The sequence below is a fragment of the Dietzia sp. CQ4 genome (assembly GCF_014145125.1).
In the GTDB taxonomy this organism is placed as follows: domain Bacteria; phylum Actinomycetota; class Actinomycetes; order Mycobacteriales; family Mycobacteriaceae; genus Dietzia; species Dietzia natronolimnaea.
This window is the reverse complement of sequence record NZ_JAALDZ010000427.1, coordinates 1-4,815: the sequence shown is the minus strand read 5'-3', so window position 1 is coordinate 4,815 and position 4,815 is coordinate 1. Positions and strand designations below refer to the sequence as shown.

Below are 4,815 nucleotides of genomic sequence, written 5' to 3'. Positions count from 1 at the left end.
CTGCCGACCCGCGGGGACGTGGCCGCGGACCACCTGCCCGCGCGCCCGCCCCTGTCCCGGCCGACACGCGGTGCCGGTCAGGCCTATCCCGAGGACGCCTCGGTCCCGCCGCTGGCCGCGGGCGTGGCCACGGGAGGGTCGGGGATCAAACCGCTCGGGTCGGAGGACGACGAGGACGAGATCCGCACCGAGGTGGAGCGGTTCGACGCGGCACGCATCGACGGCGGCTCCGATCTCGACTCGGGGATCGGTGGGCGCCACTCCCAGCCCTCGGACGCGCAGCCGGCGGACGACCAGACCCCCGTGTGGCTCCGGCCCGAGGTGACACCCGCGCCCCCACGGGCCGGACGCGGCAAGCATCGCCGTGCGGAGCCGGAGGAGGAGGCGTCGGACGCGGAGCCGTCGGCTGCGGCCTCGACCGGCACGGGTTCCGGTCGTGAGCGCCCGGGCGTGGAACCGGACGTCGAGCAGACCACCCGCCTCCAGCTGCCGCCGGATATCCGGGACTGACCTTCCGCAACGAGAGGACCCGCCCGCGCCGGATGCGCGGACGGGTCCTCTCGCTGATGTGGGGTGTGTCAGCTGGCGGAGCTCAGGAGACCGGTGACGGTCGGGCTCGACAGCGGGGCGACGTCGTATCCGGCCGAGTCGGACAGGCTCGAGGTGAGCGAGCCGCCGATGGCGCTGTCGATCGGGTTGACCACGGAACCGGGATCCAGCGAACCGGTACCGCCCCCGCCGCCGGCACCGGGGTTGGTCCCGGTGACGATGACGGGCGACGAGGTGGCGGTCGCACCGACCCATGTATCGCCGAGCGCGTCGGTGTTGTTCACCACGGCCGTGTAGCGGTAGACCTGGGTGTCAGCGGAACGCGGGATGTCGTCCGGGAAGGCGACAGTGGTGCCGGACGCCGGCATCTCGACCTCACCGACCTCGACACCATCGCGGAAGATCTGGACGGTCGTCCCCTCGGGGAAGTTGTTCGCTGGGCGGACGAACGAGGTGACCACGTTGACCGCGAGCGAATCCTCGTCGAGCGCACCGGGCTGGGCCTGGACGTTCAGGTTGGTGTTCCACTCGAACGGGACCCACGGGGCGTTGGTGATCGTGGTGGTGGTGAGCGCAGCCGCATTGGCGCTCACAGCGCACTCGACCTGGGCGCCGGTGGTGCCGGTGCCGCCCGCAGTGGTCCCTCGGGTGTACTGGAACTGCGTCGACGCCGCATCCGTGGCGGCGGTGGCCCCCGCCCCGGCCAGACCGAAGACGATCTGCTCACTCGGCGTGTTCGGCGCGCGCATGCTGAAGGTGACCTCGGGCAGCTGGAACGACTGGTTGTTGTTCTTCTGCAGGCCCGAGTTGATGGTGTTGCCCGTCCCCGTTCCGTACCGGGCCGATGTGCCGCCCCAGATGCGGAGAACGTCGGTACCGGCCTGGGTCACCTTGGTGGTCGGGTTGACGGCCGTCAGCGAGGGCGTGCCGGCGGTGATCCCGCTCGCCCCGCCCGTCAGCGTCTGCGTGCGGTAGTCGGCGTTGCTCGGCGCCTGGATGTCATAGGTCATCCGGCCGACGCGCACGGTGTTGGGCTGCATCGGCCCCGGCTGGATCGAGACGTCGAAGAACTCGCCCGGTGAGACGAAGGTCGGGTACGTGACCTCCACCGTGTTGGTCCAGGTGTTCACGCCCCCGATGTTCAACGCATTGTCGGGGGTGCAGGTGTAGGTGACCTCCACCTGCTGCGTGGTGGTCGGTGAGTTCTGGGCGGCAGCCGCCGGGGCGAGGGCGATGGCGGTGGCCAGCGGCAGGGTGGCTCCGGCCACCAGCGCCGTAGCGCGTTTCAACAACATGGGGCGTCCTTTATCTCGGAGGTGTCCAGCGCCGTGCGACGGGTGGAGCTGGAGGCCGTTCGGCGGCCCGTTTCGGGCGTTCGGGTTGTCTGTTCGTCTGCTGAGCGAACGTCGTGACAGGGGAAGTGTGACATAAACCACTAGGGAGTACCAATGGTATACGCAGTCTTATTTGGACGGAGTGCTTTTTAGCGGCGACTTCCCAACTCGAGGATCTGGCCCGAGAATGCGCTGGCAGAGGACAGATTCAGCGAAATGTGTCAATTTTGTTACTGACGTGTCAGTTGTGAATCTAGTGAAAATTGGGGTGAACTGTTATCGGATCTAAATAATAAGGCGGGTGTGACAGTGCTGTGCGTCATGTCACACTTGCCGGGACTACCCATCTGAGACGAAGGCCGGTCGTCGCCCCTGATGGCCCGGGATCCGACTTCATCCAGATCTAAGCCAATGTTAAGGAGAACGATCCATGGCACGTACGTGGCACCCTTCAGCCAGAATCGCGGCGCTCGGACTGGCCGCGGCGTTCGTCGCCGCTGCAGCGCCGGCCGCCAACGCCCAGATCCCGGGGAACAACCCCCGCACGACCGTGTACCCGGTCGACAGCACCCAGATCCAGCTCTCGGTCGAGCCCCTCAACCAAGAGGCCGGGACCGTCCGGGTGGTGTTGCAGAACAACACCGCCACCAACCTCAACTGCACCGGGATCGACGGTGGGCCGGCGGCAACGGTCACCACCGCCGAGGTGGTCGCCCGGTCGGTCGACTACTTCACGCAGTACCCGCTGTCCGAACTCGCTGACCTGACCCTCAACCTGCCCTCGGCCGCGGGTGGTCCGCAGAACATCGGTCTCGGTTCGGCCCAGGTCCAGGCCGGAAGCGCGGCCGAGTTCTTCAATCCGGAGTGGGACGCCCTCAACCAGAACGAGGCAGCCCTGCAACAGGCGCGTCTCGCGGGCCATTACGGCGTCTTCGGGACGAACATCACCATCCCGGCCACCTCGGCGTTCGAGCAGAACGTGCGGCTCGATCATCCCGTCCAGGGACAGCGCGCCGACTTCCAGACCGGCGTGTTCATGACCTGCACGATCGCCGGCCAGCGTTATGCCTTCCACGCCTACGAGGGAGGCGTGAAGCCGGCCTACTCGACCAACACCTCGACGGGCAGCCTCGGCAGCTGACAGTCAACCCCGCGGTCACGCCGCGATCAGAGCAATCCGATAGGACCCCGGTCTCTCCACGAGGACCGGTACGACAGGAGCAGTGAAGCATGATCTCAACCACCACCACAGCAGTGCGCGGGGCTGTCGCTGCGGCTGCCGCACTGGCCCTCGTGGCCGGCGCGGCACCCGCGCTCGCCCAGGTGCCCGGCGGGAACCCCGGCGGCTACGTCATCAAGGTCGACGACACCTCCCTCGTCGTCACGGTCGACGACAAGGGCGAGGCGCCCACACAGATCACCGGCTCGATCGAGAACACCACCGACGCGAACTTCCGGTGTGAGGTCCCGCAATTCAACATCGGCGGGCAGAACACCGCGCTCGGGTACGGCCAGGTCACCACCGCGGCGGCGGCCGCGGAGGTCCAGGAGTACTACCGGACGCGGGTCTTCACCGGACCCACAGACGCCAATGCCAACGGCGACCTGGTGTCGTTCGGATCCGCCCTCGACGTGTTCCCCGCGGGCAGTGCCATCGGCTCGGCGGAAGCCGGTCCGCGGCAGGCGCACAACGAGGCACGGGTCGCCGGACGCACGGGCGACCCCCGGGTGAACAACGCGCTCCAGTTCACCGTCCCGGCGGGCGCCACCGTGGACTACTCGGCCGCACTCGGTGTCCCGGCCACCGGCGACCGAGGCGAATGGCGGGCTGCCGCGGTGTTCATGTGCCGCAACATGGTGACCAACGACTGGTTCCTCTACACCGGACTCGAGAACATCGTGGACCCGAACCCGGCTCCTGCACCTGAAAGCACCGGGAGTCTCAACGCGGGCTCCCTCGGCTCGTAACCTCCTCCCACCCCAACTTCAAGGAGTCTCATGTCCACCTCCAAGGCCCTCAAGGGCTTCACAGCGGCGGCAGCGACCGCGCTCCTCGCCCTGGGCGGGGCCGGAACCGCAGCCGCGCAGAACACCGTCACCGTGGTCCCCGGTGACAACGGCGACGGTCGCACCGTGGTCGTCAACAACGCGGGAATGGCCGTCGACATCGTCAACGTCGACCGCGCCGCAGGAACCGTCCAGGTCTCGATGACCAACAACCTCGGTTTCACCGTCTTCTGCGAGGCGCCGAACCAGGACACGGTCGCGGGTGCCCGACCCGGCGGTACGGTCTCGACGGCGCCCGTCGTGGAGATGTCGGCGCTGTACTACTCGCGCTACCAGAACGTCAGGGCCGAGATGGTCAGCATCACGGCGTCGGGGTCGACGATCACCATGCCCCTGTGGCCGCTCACCCAGTTCTTCCCGCAGGGCAGCCTCGGGGACATGGCGAGCGAAGCCGTCCAGCTGCGCTCGCAGATCACCGAGCAGAACACCAGGGCCAAGGTCGAGGGGCTGTACGGCACGACCGGTGCGTTCGCGGTGACCAACGGGCAGACCGTCACCCGGACGATCGCACTCGGGCCGCCGGCCACCCAGCCCCGCGGTTCGGATCTGGTCGGTTACTTCACGATGTGCGCGCAGGGCACCAACTCCGCCGCCGCGCAGGGCACCGGCCAGCTCTACGCGTGGTCTGCCTTCGAGGAGGGGTGGCCCCCGCCGGTCGTCATCCCCGAGGACAGCGGCAGCCTCGCGACCGGGTCTCTCGGTTCGCTGGGCAGCAGCGGGAACGGGCCCGTCGATCCGGAGCCGCCGGTCGAGGAGGAGCCGCCGGCTGAGGACAACGGGGACCCCCTGGACCCCTGATCGTCACTGGCTTGAGCGTGGCCTCGAGCTGAAGGAGGACGGGCCGGTCGCATCACGCGACCGGCCC

The 4,815-nt window shown here is 68.3% G+C and carries 4 protein-coding genes and 1 pseudogene; 4 read left to right on the top strand and 1 reads right to left on the bottom strand.

The annotated features are described in order from the left end of the window. Window positions 1-510 (top strand): annotated as a pseudogene (locus G6031_RS18300) (hypothetical protein); the annotation flags it as partial. A gap of 68 nt (window positions 511-578) precedes the next feature. On the opposite strand, the gene G6031_RS18295 reads toward G6031_RS18300, so the two are convergent. Then, a complete protein-coding gene (locus G6031_RS18295; RefSeq protein WP_182654052.1) occupies window positions 579-1,844 on the bottom strand; it encodes a hypothetical protein in 1,266 nt (421 codons plus the stop codon). A 469-nt stretch (window positions 1,845-2,313) separates the two neighbouring features. On the opposite strand from G6031_RS18295, the gene G6031_RS18290 reads away from it, so the two are divergent. From G6031_RS18290 to G6031_RS18280, 3 genes are all read left to right on the top strand, one after another. Further along, window positions 2,314-3,024 (top strand): hypothetical protein, encoded by a 711-nt coding sequence (locus G6031_RS18290; protein WP_182654051.1) that lies wholly within the window; start codon window positions 2,314-2,316, stop codon window positions 3,022-3,024. 89 nt (window positions 3,025-3,113) lie between these two features. Then, window positions 3,114-3,851 carry a hypothetical protein gene (locus G6031_RS18285; protein WP_182654050.1) on the top strand — a complete coding sequence of 246 codons (738 nt, stop codon included), beginning with the start codon at window positions 3,114-3,116 and terminating at the stop codon, window positions 3,849-3,851. A gap of 30 nt (window positions 3,852-3,881) precedes the next feature. Continuing rightward, window positions 3,882-4,748, top strand: coding sequence for a hypothetical protein (locus G6031_RS18280; RefSeq protein ID WP_182654049.1), 867 nt, complete (start codon window positions 3,882-3,884; stop codon window positions 4,746-4,748). Window positions 4,749-4,815: the final 67 nt, after the last annotated feature.